This window comes from Pirellulales bacterium (genome assembly GCA_036490175.1).
In the GTDB taxonomy this organism is placed as follows: domain Bacteria; phylum Planctomycetota; class Planctomycetia; order Pirellulales; family JACPPG01; genus JACPPG01.
Genome location: DASXEJ010000034.1, coordinates 1 through 17,841, shown reverse-complemented (window position 1 = coordinate 17,841; position 17,841 = coordinate 1). Strand labels below are relative to the sequence as shown.

Below are 17,841 nucleotides of genomic sequence, written 5' to 3'. Positions count from 1 at the left end.
TGCCACCGTGCGCTTTTGCGGCGACTCGGGGGACGGCATGCAATTGGCCGGCACGCAGTTCACCAATACGTCGGCACTGGCGGGTAATGACATCGCCACGTTCCCGGATTTCCCGGCCGAAATTCGCGCCCCGCGCGGCACCAAGGCCGGCGTGAGCGGTTTCCAGATTCACTTCGCCAGCAAGGAGATTTTCACTCCCGGCGACCAGGTCGACGCGCTGGTGGCGTTCAACCCCGCCGCGCTCACCACGAACCTGATGGATCTGGTCTCGGGCGGCATCCTGGTCATCAATAAGGACGCCTTCGACGAGAAGGGTCTCAAGCAGGCCGGCTACGAAGAGAATCCGCTCGAAGATGGCAGCCTGGCCGCTTACCAGGTGTTTCCGATCGAAGTCACCCGGCTCACCCGCCTGGCCGTCGACGACCTCGGCCTGGGCATGAAGGAAGCCGACCGCTGCCGTAACTTCTACGCCATGGGCCTGGTGTTCTGGCTGTACGATCGCTCGCTGGAGCCAACCCTCCGCTACATCGAGGCCAAATTCGGCAAGCGCCCCGAAATCGCCGAGGCCAACCGCCGCGCCCTCAAGGCCGGCTACAACTACGGCGAAACGACCGAGGCCTTTGCCAGCCAGTTCCGCGTCAACAAGGCCGAGCTCGTGCCCGGCTTGTATCGCAACATCATGGGGAACGAGGCCACGGCCTACGGCTTGATCACCGCCGCCAAGCGCAGCAATTGCCAGCTGTTCCTGGGAAGCTATCCGATCACCCCGGCCAGCGACATTCTGCACGAGTTGGCCAAGCACAAGAACTTCGGCGTGCTCACGTTCCAGGCCGAAGATGAAATCGCCGCCGTCACCTCGGCCATCGGCGCCGCCTTCGGTGGGTCCATGTCGGTGACCACCTCCAGCGGACCGGGCATTGCCCTGAAGCAAGAGGCGATCGGCCTGGCCGTAATGACCGAATTGCCGCTGCTGGTCATCAACGTTCAACGCGGCGGCCCGAGCACGGGCCTGCCGACTAAGACCGAGCAGGCCGACCTGCTGCAAGCCGTTTGCGGCCGCAACGGCGAATGCCCGCTGCCGGTGATCGCCGCCCGCAGCCCGGCCGATTGCTTCGACGCCGTGCAAGAGGCGTGGCGGATCGCGGTCCGCTACATGACGCCGGTGTTCCTGCTGACAGACGGTTACATCGCCAACGGCTCCGAGCCGTGGAAGATTCCGGATCTAAAGTCACTCGCGCCAATCGAGGTCAAGCACCCCGGTCCGCTGAGTGACGGCGACGTCTTCCACGCCTACGCCCGCGACGAGCGTTTGGCCCGCCCGTGGGCCATCCCCGGCACGCCCGGATTGATGCACCGCATTGGCGGTTTGGAAAAGCAGGACATCACCGGCAACGTGAACTACGAACCGGCGAACCATCAGCACATGGTCGATCTGCGTGCCCGCAAGGTGGCGAATATCGCCCTGGACATTCCACCGCAAGCGGTCGACGGACCGGCCACGGGGAAGCTGCTGGTCCTCAGTTGGGGCGGCACCTACGGTGCCTGCGCCACGGCCGTACGCGAAGTGCAGGCCAAGGGGGGCGCGGTGGCCCACGCCCATCTTCGCTACTTGAATCCGTTCCCTGCCAACCTGGGCGAGTTGTTCAAGAACTACGAAAAGGTCCTCATCCCCGAGCTCAACAAGGGCCAACTGCGGCTCTTGATCCGGGGTCAGTACATGGTCGACGCCGCAGGACTCAACAAGGTGCAGGGCAAGCCATTCAGCGTCTACGAAATCGTCAACAAAATCAACGAACTTCTTCGCTAGGTTTTTCGCGCAATGAGCACTACTTCGTTACCCGTTTTAACTGCCAATGATTTCGCCAGCGACCAGGACGTGCGCTGGTGCCCTGGGTGCGGTGACTATTCGATCCTCGCCCAAATGAAGAAGGTGCTCCCCAGCCTGGGCGTGCCGCCAGAGAAAATGGTGTTCGTGTCGGGCATAGGCTGCTCCAGCCGTTTTCCCTACTACATGAACACCTACGGTATTCACTCGATCCATGGCCGGGCTCCGGCCGTGGCCACCGGGCTGAAGGCCTCGCGCCCCGACCTGATGGTGTGGGTCATCACCGGCGACGGCGACGGCCTGAGCATCGGCGGCAATCACCTGATGCATGCCATCCGCCGCAATCTCGATATCAACATCGTGCTCTTCAACAACCGCATTTATGGGTTGACCAAGGGGCAGTACTCGCCGACCTCGCCGCTGGGCAAGGTCACCAAGAGCACTCCCATGGGCGCGATCGACAATCCGCTGCACCCGCTCTCGATCGCCATCGGCTGCGAGGGAACCTTCATCGCCCGCTCGATCGATACCAACATCAAGCACCTGGGCGCGATGCTCAAGCGTGCCGCCGAGCACCGCGGCACCTCGTTCATCGAGGTCTATCAGAACTGCAACGTGTTCAACGACGGGGCCTTCGACTACGCGACCGACCGCGAGACCAAGGCCGACACCACGATCGAGCTGGAGCACGGCAAGCCGCTGATCTTCGGCAAGAATCGCGACAAGGGAATTCGCCTCAACGGTATGAACCCCGAGGTCGTCGAGTTGGGCAAGGGGATCTCGGAGGACGACCTGCTGTTCCACGACGAGCAAGCCCCCGAGCCGAGCCTGGCCTACCTGCTCAGCCGTATGAGCTATCCGGAATTCCCCGAGCCGATCGGCGTCTTCCGGGCCGTGAATCACCCGATGTACGACGACTTGCTCAACGCCCAGGTCGTCGAAGCGCGCAAAGCGCGTGGCGATGGGGATCTGAGCAAGCTTTTCAATTCCGGAGAGACCTGGACCGTTGCCTAGGATCGCCGCTGTTGTAAAACAGCTTGGCGTCCCTGGGCTGGCGCGTCCCCCAGTGGCTCGGTGTCGGGAAAAGTTCTTGTCGTCGCGCGTTGTGTCATTCGCCAACGACCGTAGGATGAGGCGATGGTGATCTGCCCGTTTTGCAAAGAAGAGAACATCGACGGCGCTGACGAGTGCGAACAATGTCAGCAGCCGCTGGGGTTCCTCAGTAAGCCGCGGACGTCGTCCACGATCGAGCACAGCCTGATCAAGGATCGGGTCTACATGCTCGCGCCGCGCAAACCGCTCGGCGTCGAGGCCTCCACGCCGGTCGGCGACGTGCTACGACTGATGGTCAGCCGCGCGATCGGCTGCATCGTGGTCAACGACAATGGACAAATGGTCGGTATCTTCACAGAGCGCGACGCTCTGTTGCGATTGAACGTCGATGCGGCCCTGCACGCCACGCGGCCGGTCCGCGACTTCATGACCGCCTCGCCCGACACGATCGAGGCCGACGCGCCGATCGCCTTCGCCCTGCACAAGATGGATGTCGGCGGTTACCGACACATCCCCGTGATGAGCGGACCGGTGGCCAGCGGCGGCAAGGTATCCGGCATCGTCTCGGTCCGTGATATCCTGCGCTACATCACCGAAGATCTGATGTCGCTCGGGTAAGAGCGTGAGAATGATGAATGCAAAATGATGAATGCTGAGCCGATGCCAGCTTCGCACGGCAGGCCGTTCAGCGATCGCTAAATCTTTATATTGCCTTCATCATTCAGCATTTCTTAATCATCATTTCCGCTTCGCGATCGCCTTCTTCTTCGCTTTGGCGGGAGCCTTTGCCTTGACCGACTTGGCGGCTGCCTTGGCCGGCTTGGCCGCAGCTTGTTTCTTACCTTGCCTCTTGTTGAAGACGCTGTCCCAGTTCTTCGTAAACTCCGGGCTGGGGCCCGAACGCACGATCGGTCCTGACATTGCTCGAAAGCTCCTGCGATCATCGCTACGGCGAGCACCCACGGGGGCACTCTTGAATCCGTCATTCTAAGGGGACTTGCTAGCTGTTCAAGCGCGCCGGCGAACAATCTCGCTGGTTTGCCGCGTTTGATCGAACCGCACGCGACGACGCTTCGGTCTGCGCAACTTGTTCGCTTGAAACGAGCGGCGGCCGCGCCGCCGAAAGAGGCACCGCCGCACGACGCAGCGGACTAGATTTCCCGCCAGCCACGGCGCCTGGAACTACCCTTGTTGCAGGCGTGGCGTGCCAGGCAGGCCGGCCCGAGAATGCGTGGCCCTCTATCAAGTTTTAACCAGGTTTTGACCTCTTCGACCGGCGGCCACGCGTAGCTTCCAGTCGGCGGAGGGATTACCATAGTGGGACCGAGTTTGACGACATAACGGCTCCCCGGTCCCCGCCCCAAATAATCGCGCGTTGTTGGAGAACCATTCAATGTCCCGCCGCCCATACTATCGAGACCAGCAATTGGTTTTGACGCTCGTAGCTGCCGCCGCCCTGTTGGCCCTGATCTCGCGCCCCGCGTTGGCTGACGAACCGCCATCGCTGGGTAGCTTCCGAAACTGGGTCACCGCCGTGGCCTATTCGCCCGACGGCAATACCTTGGCCACTGTCGGCGGTCAGACGCTGCTCTATCGGCCGGGCGAAGTACGGCTGTGGGACGTCTCCACCGGCAAGGAAAAAGCCAAGCTCGACGGTCATCAAAGTACGGTCTGGTCCGTCGCCTTCTCGCCCGACGGCAAAACCTTGGCCACGGGCAGCTACGACGGCATCCTGAAGCTGTGGGATTTAGAGTCCGGCAAAGAAAAAGCTTCGGTACAACCGCACAAGCATTGGATCACGTCTCTGGTCTTTTCGCCCGATGGCAAGCTACTCGCCAGCGCCAGTGAAGACATGACGGCCAAGCTGTTGGACCCCAACACCGGCACCGACGTAAAGGCCCTCGCCGGGCATACCGGCAGTGTCAACGGCATCGCCTTCTCGCCCGACAGCGCCACCGTGGCCACCGCCAGCGGTGACAAGACCGTGCAACTGTGGGACGTGGCCGCCGGCACCGTAAAGGCCAAGCTGGAAGGTCATGCCGATGGCGTCACCTCGGTCGCCTTCTCGCCCGACGGCAAAACCTTGGCCAGTGGTAGCGCCGATCGCACGATCAAACTGTGGGACGTCGCCGGCGGCAAAGAGACTGCGGCCCTGGCCGGTCACAAGAACTGGGTCACCGCCATCCGCTTCTCGCCCGACGGCAAACTGCTGGCCTCGGCCAGCCATGATCGCAGCGCGAAGCTGTGGAGCATCGACGCGAAGCAAGAAATCGGCACGCTCGGCGGTTTCGAGGGTGCAGCCTGGAGCGTGGCCTTCGCCCCCAATGGCCAGGTTCTGGCCGTGGGCAGCCAAGGGAGCGGACCGCGTCTGGTGAAGTTCATCCAGAAGCTCGAATTCCAGGACGTCTTCCCCGCAACTGCGCCGGCCGACGCCCCCAAGGCCGAGCCGGCCAAACCGACCGAGACCGCCGCCGCACCGGCTGAGGCGAAACCCGCCGAACCGGCCAAGCCAGCCGAGCCAGCGAAACCGGCCGAACCAGCCAAGCCCGCTGACCCAGCCGCCAAGCCAGAGGAAAAGAAGCCGGCCGAAGAGGCCAAGCCGGCTGATGCGAAACCTGCCGACCCTGCAAAACCCGCTGAGCCGGCGAAGCCCGCCGATGCACCCAAGGCCGCCGAGCCGGCCAAACCAGCCGAATCGGCGAAGCCCGAGGCGCCAAAGGAAGAAGCCAAGCCGGCCGACGCACCAAAGGCGTAATCAATCCGGAAGTCGGCTTTTCGCAGCAAAACGCCGCAGGCGACAGCGGCTAGAAACGGGACACCTTTCCAGCGGTTCATCAATTCGTATCTGAATTGGCAAGGTATCGTGCATGCTCGGGGCCACGGTGGGTTCGGATGTCTACGGCGCGGTACGGCGCGTCGGCCGGACACCGATCGTTACTAAGTTTGCCATGCTCCAGTTTCTGCCGCTCATACCGCTCGAATCCTACTATTTCGAACGACTAAACAAGCCGGTGAAGACTGGCATTCCCGTTCTCGCACGCTTTTCTGAGCAAGGCATCGTCGGTCTGCGACTCGCGCGGATCAATTGGCTGTCGGTGGCCGTGACATACGTGCGCGCGCTTGGCGCTGGGTTGACGATGATAGGAACCATCGGACTCGCGGGATCGGCCGTGTCGCACTTTTCGATGCCGCTTCCAAACGAGGGCCTGCTCGCGATAGTGTCGACCCTCATTCTCGTCACGGCCGCCGCGATTGCGCTGCCGACCTATTACTTTACGTTCTCGGTCTCGGATCGCGACAAGGCGATACGCACCGCGTGCGCGTCGGTGGTCGGCATCGCGGCCGATCCGGCCTACGTTACGCCAGATATTGCGGAAAACGTCACAGCGTTTGTCGACGACGTGCTGCCGCTCGACGTCTCCGAAGTGCAAGAAGTAATGCGTGCACCTCACGGTACGAGCGCGGACGTGCTCGTCTTGCTGCTATTGCGATGCCGCGCGATGATTGCCTTGGGAGGCGACCGGGAAGGTCTCGAACGGATGTCAGACGACCTGCTGTTGGCAATGCCACGTGGCGTATAGGTGTCGCCGCGCCTTTTGTTCCCGAGGCCCCGTCGTGGTTTGCGGAGCCCGATCGGCCGGTTATTCTTTGGGAATCGCGCCGCCGTGCGAGACCGGAATTCACGATGCGTCGTCGTGAGACCGGCGCGGCGATTTGTCCCCTGGTTTCCTACGACCGACCCAAGACACTATGCCCAAACCCAAAGTTTTTGTGACCCGTCTGATTCCCGCCGCTGGTCTTGCCAAGCTGCGCGAGCATTGCGATGCCGACGTGTGGGGCGAGCCGCTCCCCCCTTCGGCCGATGAGCTGCGCAAACGCGTGGCCGGTTGCGATGGCCTGCTGTCGCTGCTGACCGAGCGGATCGACGCGGCCTTGATGGATGCCGCGCCGCGCTTGAAGGTGATCAGCAACTACGCCGTCGGCTTCAACAATATCGACATCCCGGCCGCCACCGAGCGCGGCATCGCCGTCGGCAACACGCCGGGCGTGCTGACCGACGCCACGGCCGACATGGCCTTCAGCCTGTTGATTTCCGCCGCGCGGCGGATCGTCGAATCGCAGCACTACGCCGCCAGCGGCCAGTGGAAAACGTGGGAACCGCTCGGTCACATCGGGCAGGACCTGGTCGGCCGCACCATTGGCATCGTCGGCATGGGGCGCATCGGCCTGGCCATGGCCAAGCGCTGCCACGGCGGCTGGGGCATGCGCGTCCTTTATCATGACTTGCACCCCAATTCGGCCGCCGAGCAAGAAGTGGGCGCCGAGCGAGTCGAACTCGATACGCTCTTGGCCGAGTCGGATTTCATCTCGGTCCACACCGACCTGAACGACAGCACGCGCGGCATGTTCAACACGGCCGCCTTCCGCAAGATGAAGCCGACAGCCGTGTTCGTAAACACCGCTCGCGGGCCGTTGGTGGTCGAGGCCGATCTGGCCGAGGCGCTGCGCAGCGGGGTGATCTTTGCGGCCGGGCTCGACGTAACCGATCCCGAGCCGCCCCGTATCGACAACCCGCTCTTGACGCTCCCCAATTGCGTGGTGGCGCCGCACATCGCTAGTGCCACCGTCACCAGTCGCAACGCCATGGCCGACATCGCGGCCGACAATCTCATCGCCGGCGTCACCGGCAAACCGCTCCGTGCTTGTGTGAACCCCGACGTCGAGCCGCGCCGCCGCCGCTGAAGTCCGGAGGATTCACCACGGAGGCTCGGAGACAAGGCCGGCGGGAAATGTTGAACATTTCGCACCGCTCGTCAACTGCCGAGTGGACCGACAATCTTGCTTCGTATATCGAGTTCATCACCCTTCATTTAGCATTCCTTATTTCCCTCCTCCTCCGCGCCTCCGCGTCTCCGTGGTGAGCTCTTCTTCCCCTCGGACGCATGCAGAAATCTTGATGTTACGGCAGGTCCTGGTATGCTGAAGCCGTGGCCCGCCGGGGGCCACCCTGCCATGCCTGCGTCCCCTGAGCGACGGCGACCGTCCGTCGCACACGAAGAGGCCAGGGAGTCGCCCCGCCGATGTTTGGTTCGTTCCCGCCTGTGCGCATGATGACGGCCTTGGTCGGCTGGCTCATTTGCTGCGCGCTAGGGGTGGCTCTGCCAACTGATCGGGCCGTGGCCGACGAGCCTTACGGCCGGTTCCAATTCAGCGATTCGGATCGCGAGCATTGGTCCTTCGTCCCTCCACGCCGCGGCGCGTTGCCCGCGGTCAAGAATACCGACTGGGTTAAAAACCCAATCGACGCCTTTGTCCTGGCCCGGCTCGAAGCCGAGGGTCTCGCGCCCAATCCTTCGGCCGACAAACTAACGTTGTTGCGGAGGGTTTATCTTGACTTGATTGGCCTGGCGCCGACGCCGGCCGAACAAGACGCCTTCCTCGCCGATCAGGCGCCGGACGCGCTAGACAGGGTGGTCGACGATCTGCTCGCGCGCCCGGCGTATGGCGAGCGGTGGGGTCGGCACTGGCTGGACGTGGTGCGCTATGCCGAATCGAACGGCTACGAGCGCGACGGCGCCAAACCCAGCGCGTGGCGCTATCGCGATTACGTGATCAACGCCTTTAACAACGATAAGCCGTACGATCGGTTCCTCACCGAGCAACTGGCCGGCGACGAACTTGCCGACGCGAATGCCGAAACGTGCATCGCCACCACGTTCCTGCGATTAGGACCGTGGGACGACGAACCGGCCGATGCACTGATCGACCGCTACGACCAGCTCGACGACGTGCTGGGCACGGCCTCGGCCACTTTCCTGGCACAAACGCTGCGCTGCGCACGCTGTCACGATCACAAGTTCGAATCGTTCACGCAGCGCGACTACACCCGCATGCTGGCCGTGTTCGAGCCCCTCAAACGCCCGCAAGACGGACGCACCGATCTCGATCGCATGGTGGGCACCGAGACCGAGCTGGCCGCGTATCAGGCGGCAAACAAAACCGTCGACGAGCGCGTGGCCACCTTGCGGGCGGACCGCGAGCGGACCGAATGGGAGCTGTGCAAGCGGTTGGCCGGGGCCGGCCTGCTGCGCTCGCCCGAGGTGCACGCGATCGTCGCGACATCGCGCGAGCAACCGCAGACCTGGCGTTACTGCGAAGAAGCGCCGGCCGGGGATTGGCAACTGGCAGAATTCGATGCTACGAGTTGGAAAGCGGGCCCCGGCGGCTTTGGCACCGAGGGAACGCCGGGCACGGCGGTGCGCACCCGCTGGGCCTCGGCCGAGCTCTGGCTGCGGCGCGATTTCGAACTTAGTGCTGACGCACTGCCACCCGAACAACTCAGCCGACTGCAACTGGCCGTGCATCACGACGACGCCTGCGAAATCTATCTCAATGGTGTTCTAGCTGCCAAGCTGGATGGCTTCACAGTCGAATACAAAAACGTGCCGATCGCGGTCGACGCCGTGACCGCACTGCGGCCGGGCCGAAACGTCTTGGCCGTGCATTGCAGTCAGACCACCGGCGGACAGTACATCGACGTGGGTCTGGTGGCCGTCGAGACCACGCCCGTGGCAACCGGTGGCGGTGCCGACGCCGAACCGGCCATGCTCCCGCCCGAAGCCGTCGAGGCGCTACTGGCCCCGCCCGAATCGCGATCGTCCAAGCAGCGCGAGCTGACGAAAAAACTGCGTCCCAAATTGAAAAAGCTTCTGGCCTCCAGCGGCAGCGATGCCGAACGGCAAACCAGCGACGAGCTGGAACGCCAGCTGGAAGACGCCGACAAGGCGCGCCCTGCGCCGTTGGCCTCGGCCTATGTCTGGTTCGAGGAAAGCCCGCAAGCCACGTTGTCGAAAATCTGGAAGCGCGGCAATCCGCGCGAATCGTTGGGCGAAGTCAGCGCTGGCTTTCCGGCCATTCTCGTCGAGCAGGCCCCGCCACCTCCCGCGCCAACCACCAAGAGCACGGGCCGCCGCTTGCAGCTGGCCCAATGGTTGGTCGCGCCTGGTCATCCGCTGACGGCCCGCGTGATGGCGAACCGCATCTGGCAACACCATTTTGGTGATGGCCTGGTCGGCACCGAGAACGATTTCGGTGTGATGGGCGAGATGCCCACTCACCCCGAGTTGCTCGACTGGCTGGCGAGCGAATTTGTCGCCGGCGGTTGGCACATCAAGGCGCTGCACCGGCTGATGGTCTTGTCGAACACCTATCAGATGTCGTCGGCCCCGCAGCCCGAGGCCGCGGCCAAGGATCCGGCCGAAGATTTGCTGTGGCGGTTCCCGCCGCGCCGCCTGGAAGCCGAGGCGATCCGCGACTGCGTCCTGGCCACCAGCGGACAACTGAACCGCGAGCGCGGTGGGCCAAGCGTCTATCCCACGATCTCGGCCGACGTGTTGGCCAGCCAATCGCGCCCCGGCAACGGCTGGGGCAAGTCCGAGCCCGATCAAGCAGCACGCCGCAGCGTGTACGTGTTCGTGAAGCGAACCTTGCTCGTGCCCGAGCTGGAAGTGCTCGATTTTCCCGATACCAACGGCACCTGCGAGCAGCGCGTTGTCTCGACCGTGGCTCCGCAGGCGCTCACCTGGCTCAATGGTGCCTTCATTCGCGAGCAGGCGCAGCAGTTTGCCGTGCGTCTCGCGCGCGAGGCCGGCGACGATACCCAGGCACGTGTCGAGTTGGCCTACCGGCTGTCGTTGGCTCGTCCTGCCACCACGGGTGAACGAGAAACCGTGCTCGAATTCCTCGCCCGGCACGAAAAACAAATCGCGGCCGACGCCGCCGCAGCCTCGCAAAACATCGATCCGCGACAACAAGCCTTGGAAGCCTTCTGCCTGGTGCTGCTCAACAGCAACGAGTTCGTGTACGTGCGATAGCAACGTTTTGGGATGATTAATAACTCACGACTGAATGTCGAATGACGGGCTGCTGACCAACGCCCACGGACCTACTGACCGCTCTCAACCATGCCTCGCCAAAACTACCACACGCACGACGTCCCCTCGCTGCCAGCCGAGCCGGTCTATCATGGGCCGCGTCTCACGCCGTGCGGGCGCACCCGACGCGAATTCTTGTGGCAGGCCGGCGGCGGGTTTGTCGGCACGGCTTTGGCCTGGATGCTCGCCCGAGATGGATTTTCCGGCGCGCGTGCGGCCGCCGCCACTCGATCCCCCTTGGCTTCGCGCCCGGCGCATTTTGCACCCAAGGCGAAAAGCTGCATCTTCCTGTTCAACTATGGCGGACCTAGTCAGGTCGATTTGTTCGATCCCAAGCCGGAGTTGGCAAAACGTCATGGCCAACCGATCCCCAATCTGGAAGACGATCCGCTTTTCAAAAGCCGCAACCCGGGCATGCTACTCGGCAGCCCGCGCAAATTCACCCGGCACGGGCAGGCAGGCATCGAGGTCTCGGATCTGTTTCCGCGGCTGGCGGAACACGTCGACGACATGGCGATCATTCGCTCGTGCTACGCCGACAGCTTTGCGCATGGTTCAGGCCTGTTGCAGATGAACACCGGCTTCGTCCGGCAGGGTTACCCCAGCCTCGGCTCGTGGGTCACGTACGGGCTGGGCACAGTTAACGAAGACTTGCCAGCGTTCGTCGTTTTTCTGGATCATCGCGGCGGCCCGATCGGCGGCGCGCCCAATTGGAGTTCCGGCTTCATGCCGGCCGCCTATCAAGGGACGCAGTTCCGCACGGTAGGCGATCCGTTGATCGATCTCAAGCCTCCCGGCGGCGTCACGGCGGCGCAGCAGCGCGAACAGTTGGACCTGATGCGCGCGCTGGCGGCCCAAAGCCCGGCGGCCGCCCACGACGACAGCCAGCTGGCCGCGCGACTGGCGACGTACGAATTGGCGTTTCGCATGCAGTCTAGCGCTCCCGAGGCAGTCGATCTAGAGCGGGAATCGGCCGAGACGCACACGCTGTACGGACTCGACGATCCCAAGACCGAAAAGTTCGGACGTCGCTGCCTGATGGCGCGGCGACTGGTCGAGCGCGGCGTGCGCTTCGTCCAGGTTTATTCCGGCGGCGGCCACCTGGACGAAAATTGGGACGCCCATACAGACGTGCAAGCCAATCATGCACTGCACTGCGGTGAGACCGATCAGCCGATCGCGGCCTTACTGGCGGATCTCAAACGGCGCGGCCTGTTGGACGAAACTTTGGTGGTATGGGGTGGCGAGTTCGGACGAACGCCCACTTCGCAGGGCGATAAGGGGGGGCGCGATCACAGCCCACGCGGCTTTACCATGTGGATGGCCGGCGGCGGCATCAAGGGGGGCGTCGCCTACGGCGCGACCGACGATTTCGGCTACGCCGCGGTCGAGAATAAAGCCCACGTGCACGATATCCACGCCACGATCCTGCACTTGATGGGGCTGGACCACGAGCAGTTGACTTATTTCCACAGCGGCCGCGAGATGCGCCTCACGGATGTCGAAGGCGAAGTCATCCGCGGCATCTTGGCCTGAGCAGCGGCAACGCAACCCGGCATTTTCGCCTGCGGCCTTTTCCTCGCCCGTCGCGGGAAATCCCGCCTATCCAGTTGCCCGCCGCTGGCGCGGCGTACCGGCAATTCTTGGTAACCGTCACACAAACCACGGCCGTGCTTGAGCCGGTTTATCAGGCGATGGTCGAGCGGGTTCGCTCATCGGATTCCATCCACACCGACGATACGCCGGTTCCCGTCCTCTATGCCAGCCTGCCCAAACGCGAACGGCGCGATTCTGGGTTTACTGCGGCGACTGGCGGAATCCCTACACGGTTTAGGATCACACGACGAGTCGTCGACGTGATGGCCGGGTGGCGTTTCTAGCGAACTTCACGGGCTTCCTCCACGCCGACGCCTTCGCAGGCTATGACGGCATCTATGCCGCCGGGAACGTAAAGCAAGTGCTCTGTTGAGCGCAGCGTGCGTCCCGTCGCGATCGGCTGCAAGAATTACCTGTTCCTCGGCAGCGACCATGGCGGCAAGGCGGCAGCGATACAGCGTCATGGCCAGCGCCAAGGCGAATCAGGTCGAGCCGTTTGCCTACGTGCGCGACTTGCCGGTCCAGTTGTCATGCAATTCGCCGCCCAAGGCCGCGGTCCTGTTGCCCGACGCCTGGTTGGCGGCGCACCCCGAAGCTCGGCGGTGCTGGTCGAGGTAGCCGGGCTGCCAGGTGCTGCAAAATCAAAAACCTCCGATTTGACGGCGATGCGGCACTTTGAATTGCGAGACGGCGAATTCGGAATGCACGCCAGCGAGTTGGCCAAAAAAATTGGTCGCCGACAGTCAATGGCGAAAAACGAACGTTTTCCGCAACTCCAAAGGCCTTCATCTTCGCGAACTCGGCGATAGCCGCTGGAAGACCTGAGCGGGCAGCTTCCCGTCCGAAGTGCTCACCGTATCGGATAGGGCTAAATGCAGATATTTTCGCTGTGCGATAGACGCTTAGGGGCATTCTTGTCATCGAAACCACTGTGCGTCTGGATCAGCGCCAGGTTCGGCCCATCGTGGAATTTCTCGGCAAAAATCCACGAATTCCTGCCAGTTGCTTGTCGCAGGAGTTGCGGAGAAGTTAGGATCAGGTCGCGCCGCTCGGATGGTCGTTTTCGTTTAGAAACTGGAGAGGAACGCTAGTGAGTCGTCAATCCGTGTTTTCAAAGTCGCTCATTTGCCTGCTCTGCTGCGCTGCGCCATTACGGGCGGGCGTCCTCTCTGGCGACGGCATCGGCGCCTACGGCGACAGCCTTTCTTGGCAATATTCTCTGTGGGTGCCGCTGGCTCCTAGCTTCGGCTATTCCATTTTTTCCAACGGTCAGCAATTCAATTGGGTCGATCAGCTGGTGATGAGCGGCTACAACTTTGGCCCGCAAGTCGACGCCACGGGCAACCACAATTACTACAACGCGAATGACGTAGCCCTGGGCGGCGCCGTCAGCAGCGATCTGCCTGGCCAAGTTAGCTCACTCCAGCCGTCGCTGGCTTCGAATGCCGTAAAGTTGACCGTCATGGAAATTGGCGGAGATAACTTCACGGTGGGGCTTGGCGGCGAGTACGGCACGATCTACACCGCCGCCGCCAATCATGCCTACAATCCCCTCACCAATCCCGCCGTACAAACCTTCATGAATAACCTGGTCGGAGACATCACGTCGGCGGTCAATGCAACGCTGGCCATTAACCCCAGCGAGCACATGGTTCTGATGACGGTGCCCGACCTGGGCGTAACGCCTTCCTACCGCTCGACCTACTCGGATGCTACGCGCCGCGCGGAAGTAACAAGCGTGGTGAACGCCATCAACCAACAGATTCTCAGCCTGGCTGCGCTGCATCACATGCCCGTGGTCGATCTCAATGCACTCGGACAGCTCTCGCTCACACCCCCGAAACTTGGTGGCGTGCAGATGCTAACTGGGGGCGGCAACGGCGGCAACCGGATGTACCTCAGCGACAGCTTTCATCCCGGCACAGTTGCCAACGGCTTGCTGGCCAATGCGATTCTCAAGGCGGACCAGATTGGCTACGGCGACGCTGTGAACCTGATTTCCGACCAAATAATCCTGACACGCGCCGGGGTAACGCCGACGGTCGGTGGGTCCACGTACTACGACGTCAGCCCGTACGTGATCTTTAATCCAGTGCCCGAGCCATCCACGTTGGCGATAACCATCTGTGCTGCCGTGGGCATTGTGATCGTGCCGCGCCGTGGCCGTCGTCGATAATGCGATCGGGATGCGACCAATTGCAGCCCTGCGCACGCCGGATGCTGTTTCTTTGCTGAAGCAGGCATTTGCCAATCAGGCTGCGACGAGACAAATGTCGATCGCTTGGATCACGGCCGTATTTGCGAAGGACGAATCGAGAATAGGCTTGTCCGGGTGACAGTACCGATCTACCATCAAGCGCTGACGATCATGCCAACGTTTGGCGGCCCGGCAGTGCGATTGTCCCACTCGATTCTCGGTCGCCGTTGGCATCGATTGCACACCTAAGGGAGCCGCTCATGATTTCTTTTGGTCGAGGCAAGCCGCCTCGCGCAGGCCTTCTACTGCTTGCTGCATTCGCAGCAGTACTGCTCCATTCGATCGATTCCTCTGCGCGGGGTGACATCCTGCACGGCATCGGCGTCATGGGCGACAGCGGTTCCGTCTCATCGCCATCGTACAAATGGCCTGCTCAATTGCAGACCAATCGAGGGCTGAACTTTGGCGGCAGCGGACTCCCCTACGATCACGCAGTCGGCGGCGCGACTTCAGCGACCCTTCTAAGCGGTGGTCAACAGACGAAGATGGCCGCGGATGTTACTGCGGGAAAGGTCACGCTAGGAATTACCTTCGTCGGCAATGACGATTGGGGAACGTCCGCGGCATTGGCGATTGCAGCGGGAACAGCGACGCCAGCTCAGACCACGGCCTTCCAAAATTCGGTGGTCAACAATATCCAGACGGCCGTGAACACAGAGTTTGCCGCTGGCATACAAGGGATGCTGCTCGGCAGCGTAGAAGACGTGTCACTGACGCCGGAAGGGCAGTCGATCGGCGATCCCGACGCGATTGCCAGGGTGCAAGGGACCATCAGCAACATTAATTCGCAATTGCTGACGTACGCCCAGACAATGCACATTCCGTTCGTCGACTTTTATACGCTGGGAGACAATATCTACGCGACCGGCCAATTGAAAGTTGGTGGCGTCGCCATCGATTTGACTGATTCGGGGTCTGACCCCCACGATTTTTGGCTCGACAGTTTGCATCCCGGTATCGTGGGCAACGCCATCCTTGGCAATATGTGGATGGAGGCCATCAACATCGCCTATGGAACGCATTTGGCGCTGTACACGGATCAACAGATCCTAGCCTTGGCCGGACTGAGTAGCTCCTATACGGGCGAGACGTTTTCGACCACCTACAACCTTGCGAACTACATCCATTTCACACCTGCGCCCGAGCCATCGGCGCTTGTTTTCGGCATCAGTGGCCTGGCCGGCCTGGGATTCGTCACCGTGCGGAAGAAGTTTCGCCGGGCCTAGCATCGCAACTCCACAAGGCTTGCCCCGACCCTCCGGTCTGGCGGGGCTTTTTTCTTTCTGCAGCCGCTTTTGCCCATATTGGCGGTGTCATTAACGCACCCCATTTCTCGGACCCCGAGAAATGGACCGTTTTTAGACGGTTGAGGACTGGGCAGCATTGCTGACGTGCCGATCTGAACCATCGATCCCGGCCCGCAGAGCCCGAGTCATGGGATGTGATTGCGGAAACGCTCACATTCTTATACTTTCTCTCGGCGGACGCACCTCGATCGGTGGCTTGTCGAGCTTGGGCTTTGCGCGAAGAATGCTCGGGCCCGACTGCGGGCGTTAGAAAATCGCACCAACTCGGTTGATCACCGCTCAAAAGATTTACGGAGGAATACGCAATGGCCACCATGCGCGTCGCCCAGATACCGCATCCCAAGGGCGCTTTTGAAATCGTCGAGCGACCCATCCCCGAGCCGGCCGCCGGTTGGATCCGGGTCAAGATTCAAGCCTGCGGTGTCTGCCACAGCGATTCGGTCACCAAGGACGGCTTGTTCCCTGGCATTGAATATCCGCGCGTGCCGGGTCACGAAGTAGCCGGCGTGATCGACAAGCTCGGACCAGGCGTGGCCGGCTGGACCGTAGGCGAGCGCGTCGGAGTCGGCTGGAACGGCGGATATTGCGGTTATTGCGAGCCTTGTCGCCGAGGCCAGTTTTTCGCCTGCCAACACGGGGCAGCAACAGGCGTAAACTTCGACGGCGGCTACGCCGAATACATGGTCGCACCGGCCAGCGCCGTGGCGTTAATCCCAGACGATCTCTCGCCGGTTGAAGCAGCGCCGTTGATGTGCGCCGGCATCACCACGTTCAACGCGCTACGCAACAGCGGCGCCCGCCCCGGCGACGTCGTCGCGGTGCTAGGGCTCGGTGGGCTTGGTCACTTGGGCGTACAATTCGCGGCCAAGATGGGTTTTTACACCGTCGCCATCGCGCGCGGCCAGGACAAGCAGCCCTTAGCCAAGAAGCTGGGCGCCGCGGTCTATATTGATAACCAAACGCAAGACCCAACTGCCGAACTTGCCAAGCTTGGCGGCGCCCGCGTGATTCTGGCCACCGTAACCAATGCCGACGCCATGAGCGCGGTGGTCGGCGGTCTGTCGGTCGCCGGCACGATGCTGATCATCGGCGTGGTGAACTCACTGACGATCCCCACCATGCAAATGATCCAGTCTTCGCAAACGATCCGCGGCTGGTACTCGGGCACGTCGATCGACTCGCAAGACACGCTCCGCTTCAGCGCGCAAACGGGCGTGCGATCAATGAACGAGGTCGTTCCGTTAGAGCGTGTGGCCGAGGGATACCAGCGCATGGAAAGCGGCAAGGCCCGCTTCCGCGTCGTGCTGACCATGGACAAGTAAGCGATCAGCCCGGCGTATCCGTAGCGACGGCCGACCGCGCGCCGGCCGACACCGCGCCGGTCGAACCTGCGCGGCCCGGCCCGGTTCGTGGGGTATTTGGGTAGGCCCGGAGATCCTTGCCGGGGTCACTAGCGGCCGTCGGCCGCCGCTGGGGCCAACAAATTCTGGCAAATCTTGTTGACATGAGGCGTCCCCTCCGATATTTATAGAATGAGAATTCTGATTCCGGTTCGAGGGTTCTCTCGGGCCGGATTGATTGCGACGTGAAAATCAGAACGAGAATTCCGGTTCCACTTTTCTCTGGTCCCTCGCTGACTTGGGTTCGCCGTGAATCGCCTCCTCGCAAAAGTCGAATGGGTTAGGCCGCCGCGGCAGACGCGTAGCCAAGAGACGCTCGAGCGTCTGTTGGACGCCGCCGAAGAGGTCTTTGCCGAAAAGGGGTTTGAGAGTGCGACCGTGGCCGAAGTGGTACGCCGTGCCAAGAGTTCTGTGGGCGCGATGTACGCCCGCTTCACCGACAAGAACGCGCTGCTGAGCTGCCTGCACG

General features: G+C 62.2%; 15 protein-coding genes. 14 read left to right on the top strand and 1 reads right to left on the bottom strand.

Going from position 1 to position 17,841, the window contains the following annotated elements; translation table 11 throughout:
* Window positions 1-7 precede the first annotated feature (7 nt).
* The 3 genes from VGG64_03060 (at window position 8) to VGG64_03050 (ending at window position 3,496) form a co-directional block, all read left to right on the top strand.
* A complete protein-coding gene (locus VGG64_03060; protein ID HEY1598551.1) occupies window positions 8-1,807 on the top strand; it encodes a 2-oxoacid:acceptor oxidoreductase subunit alpha in 1,800 nt (599 codons plus the stop codon).
* Between the two features lie 12 nt (window positions 1,808-1,819).
* Entirely contained in the window at window positions 1,820-2,839 is a 1,020-nt protein-coding gene (locus tag VGG64_03055) for a 2-oxoacid:ferredoxin oxidoreductase subunit beta (GenBank protein HEY1598550.1), read from the top strand.
* A 123-nt stretch (window positions 2,840-2,962) separates the two neighbouring features.
* Entirely contained in the window at window positions 2,963-3,496 is a 534-nt protein-coding gene (locus tag VGG64_03050) for a CBS domain-containing protein (protein HEY1598549.1), read from the top strand.
* Window positions 3,497-3,616: 120 nt separating this feature from the next.
* On the opposite strand, the gene VGG64_03045 is transcribed toward VGG64_03050, so the two are convergent.
* Window positions 3,617-3,799 (bottom strand): hypothetical protein, encoded by a 183-nt coding sequence (locus VGG64_03045; GenBank protein HEY1598548.1) that lies wholly within the window; start codon window positions 3,797-3,799, stop codon window positions 3,617-3,619.
* Between the two features lie 472 nt (window positions 3,800-4,271).
* Here VGG64_03045 and VGG64_03040 point away from each other — a divergent pair, with 472 nt between their 5' ends.
* From VGG64_03040 to VGG64_02990, 11 genes are all read left to right on the top strand, one after another.
* The gene (locus VGG64_03040) at window positions 4,272-5,633 is read left to right on the top strand and encodes a hypothetical protein (protein ID HEY1598547.1); all 1,362 of its coding nucleotides are present in this window, start codon (window positions 4,272-4,274) and stop codon (window positions 5,631-5,633) included.
* A 112-nt stretch (window positions 5,634-5,745) separates the two neighbouring features.
* A complete protein-coding gene (locus VGG64_03035; protein HEY1598546.1) occupies window positions 5,746-6,459 on the top strand; it encodes a hypothetical protein in 714 nt (237 codons plus the stop codon).
* A 169-nt stretch (window positions 6,460-6,628) separates the two neighbouring features.
* Entirely contained in the window at window positions 6,629-7,621 is a 993-nt protein-coding gene (locus tag VGG64_03030) for a D-glycerate dehydrogenase (GenBank protein HEY1598545.1), read from the top strand.
* Window positions 7,622-7,959: 338 nt separating this feature from the next.
* Window positions 7,960-10,752 carry a DUF1549 and DUF1553 domain-containing protein gene (locus tag VGG64_03025; protein HEY1598544.1) on the top strand — a complete coding sequence of 931 codons (2,793 nt, stop codon included), beginning with the start codon at window positions 7,960-7,962 and terminating at the stop codon, window positions 10,750-10,752.
* Window positions 10,753-10,842: 90 nt separating this feature from the next.
* Entirely contained in the window at window positions 10,843-12,348 is a 1,506-nt protein-coding gene (locus VGG64_03020) for a DUF1501 domain-containing protein (protein HEY1598543.1), read from the top strand.
* 522 nt (window positions 12,349-12,870) lie between these two features.
* Window positions 12,871-13,026 (top strand): hypothetical protein, encoded by a 156-nt coding sequence (locus tag VGG64_03015; GenBank protein HEY1598542.1) that lies wholly within the window; start codon window positions 12,871-12,873, stop codon window positions 13,024-13,026.
* Window positions 13,027-13,498: 472 nt separating this feature from the next.
* Window positions 13,499-14,584, top strand: coding sequence for an SGNH/GDSL hydrolase family protein (locus VGG64_03010; GenBank protein ID HEY1598541.1), 1,086 nt, complete (start codon window positions 13,499-13,501; stop codon window positions 14,582-14,584).
* A complete protein-coding gene (locus VGG64_03005; protein ID HEY1598540.1) occupies window positions 14,568-14,744 on the top strand; it encodes a hypothetical protein in 177 nt (58 codons plus the stop codon). Before VGG64_03010 ends, VGG64_03005 begins: the two co-directional genes overlap by 17 nt.
* 121 nt (window positions 14,745-14,865) lie before the next feature.
* Window positions 14,866-15,891, top strand: coding sequence for a hypothetical protein (locus tag VGG64_03000; GenBank protein HEY1598539.1), 1,026 nt, complete (start codon window positions 14,866-14,868; stop codon window positions 15,889-15,891).
* Window positions 15,892-16,277: 386 nt separating this feature from the next.
* Entirely contained in the window at window positions 16,278-17,294 is a 1,017-nt protein-coding gene (locus tag VGG64_02995; GenBank protein ID HEY1598538.1) for an alcohol dehydrogenase, read from the top strand.
* A 327-nt stretch (window positions 17,295-17,621) separates the two neighbouring features.
* On the top strand, window positions 17,622-17,841 hold a 220-nt coding region (locus VGG64_02990), incomplete at its 3' end, for a helix-turn-helix domain-containing protein (GenBank protein HEY1598537.1).